The sequence below is a fragment of the Pseudomonas sp. genome (genome assembly GCF_050739935.1).
Classification (GTDB): domain Bacteria; phylum Pseudomonadota; class Gammaproteobacteria; order Pseudomonadales; family Pseudomonadaceae; genus Aquipseudomonas.
Window position 1 is genome coordinate 1 of the sequence record NZ_JBOICF010000120.1, and the last position, 2,409, is coordinate 2,409.

At 58.5% G+C, this 2,409-nt stretch carries 1 protein-coding gene; it reads left to right on the top strand.

The window, feature by feature from the left end; all coding sequences use genetic code 11:
• Positions 1 to 895 precede the first annotated feature (895 nt).
• On the top strand, positions 896 to 2,230 hold the full coding sequence (locus ACRER8_RS24070) for a dicarboxylate/amino acid:cation symporter (protein WP_431748681.1): 1,335 nt from the start codon (positions 896 to 898) through the stop codon (positions 2,228 to 2,230).
• Positions 2,231 to 2,409: the final 179 nt, after the last annotated feature.

Genomic DNA, 2,409 nt, shown 5'->3' on the forward strand with positions numbered 1-2,409 from the left:
GTTACAGGTGAGCTGCGTGACAGACCGCGTTCGCCAGCAAGCCGGCTCCTACAGTTGCGCGTTCGCCACAAAATACGTGACACGCCGCGGACTTGTAGGAGACGTCGGAGGTTACGACGACAGCGAAGTCGGTGGTCAATAACGATTGAGCTGCCTGACAGACCGCGTTCGCCAGCAAGCCGGCTCCTACAATTGTGGGTCTGCCACAAGTGCGTGGCACGCCGCAGACTTTTGGAGACGTCGGAGGTTACGACGGCAGCGGAGGGGTGGGTCAATAACGATTGAGCTGCCTGACACACCGCGTTCGCCAGCAAGCCGGCTCCTACAATTGTGGGTTTGCCACAAAATACGTGACACGCCGCGGACTTTTAGGGCGTCGGAGGTTACGACGGCAGCGAAGGCGGTGGTTCAATAACGATTGAGTTGCCTGACACACCGCATTCGCCAGCAAGCCGGCTCCTACAATTGTGGGTCTGTCAAATGCGTGGCACGCCGCAGACTTGTAGGAGACGTCGGAGGTTACGACGGCAGCGAAGGCGGTGGGTCAATAACGATTGAGTTGCCTGACACACCGCGTTCGCCAGTAAGCCGGTTTTTACAGTTGATCGTGACAGGATCGGCGGCGGATACCCGCCAACCCAGACGCAATTTTCTCGGGAATGGGCGGAAATCCGCCATCATGCGTGGGGTTTTTTGGCTAACGTTAACGAGGCAGTCCATGCCGTTCGGGGCTTTCAGGGAATTTGCAGGAGATGGCACGGTGATTGCGATAGAGGGCGCAGAGGTTTGCCGCGCGCAACTCGACAACAACAAATCCCTCCGGGCAGGGGGGTTCGCACTTTAGGCATCGGTGTATCAGGAATGATGCAGGCCGAGGCTCTTGAGGAAAACTGCAATGACGACTCGTCAGCCAATCTACAAATCCCTGTACGCCCAGGTGATCGTTGCAATCATCATCGGTATTGCCCTCGGTCACTGGTATCCCGAAACAGCCGTATCGCTCAAACCCTTTGGTGACGCGTTCATCAAACTGATCAAAATGGTCATCGCTCCCATCATCTTCTGCACCGTCGTCAGCGGCATTGCTGGCATGCAGAGCATGAAATCCGTGGGCAAGACCGGTGGCTATGCGCTGCTCTATTTCGAAATCGTCTCCACCATTTCGCTGCTGATCGGTCTGGTCGTGGTCAACGTCGTTCAGCCTGGCGCTGGCATGCACATCGACCCGGCTACCCTGGATGCATCGAAAATCGCTTCCTATGTGACCGCGAGCAAGGACCAGACAGTCGTCAACTTCCTGCTCAACGTGATCCCGGGCACCATCGTCGGCGCGTTCGCCAACGGCGATATCCTGCAGGTACTGATGTTTTCGGTGATCTTCGGTTTCGCCCTGCATCGCCTGGGTGCCTATGGCAAGCCGGTACTGGACTTCATCGATCGCTTTGCCCATGTCATGTTCAACATCATCAACATGATCATGAAGCTGGCGCCGCTGGGTGCGCTGGGCGCAATGGCCTTCACCATCGGCGCTTACGGCGTGAGCTCGCTGGTGCAACTGGGCCAGCTGATGCTGTGCTTCTACATCACCTGCCTGCTGTTCGTACTGGTGGTGCTGGGCGCCATCGCTCGTGCACACGGCTTCAGCGTGCTGAAGCTGATCAAGTACATCCGCGAAGAACTGCTGATCGTGCTGGGGACTTCCTCGTCTGAGTCAGCGCTGCCTCGCATGCTGGTGAAGATGGAGCGTCTGGGCGCGAAGAAATCCGTCGTAGGTCTGGTGATCCCGACCGGTTACTCGTTCAACCTGGACGGTACGTCGATCTACCTGACCATGGCTGCCGTGTTTATCGCTCAGGCGACCGACACCCACATGGACATCACCCATCAGATCACCCTGCTGGCCGTTCTGCTGCTGTCCTCCAAAGGCGCTGCAGGCGTAACCGGTTCGGGCTTCATCGTGCTGGCGGCTACATTGTCGGCCGTCGGTCACCTGCCGGTGGCCGGTCTGGCGCTGATCCTGGGCATCGACCGCTTCATGTCCGAAGCGCGCGCGCTGACCAACCTGGTCGGTAACGCAGTCGCGACGCTGGTCGTGGCCAAGTGGGTGAAAGAGCTGGACGTACCGCAAATGCAGGCCGAGCTGGCCGCAGGTAGTCGAGCCATCGAGGAAACCCGTCCAGAGGATGATCTGGGTGTGGCTGAAGGTCCGGCGACTGTAGGTCGTTCGTAACCGATCAGCGTCAGGCTGAAATGAAAAACCCGCCCGTGGGAAACCCGGGCGGGTTTTTTTGTGGGGTAGTGTCAAGCGCCCTGACTGACGATCATGATCAGTTGTAGGAGCCGGCTTGCTGGCGAACCGAGTGTGCCAGTCACCCGTCTGTAGCTGACCCACCGCGTTCGCCAGCAAGC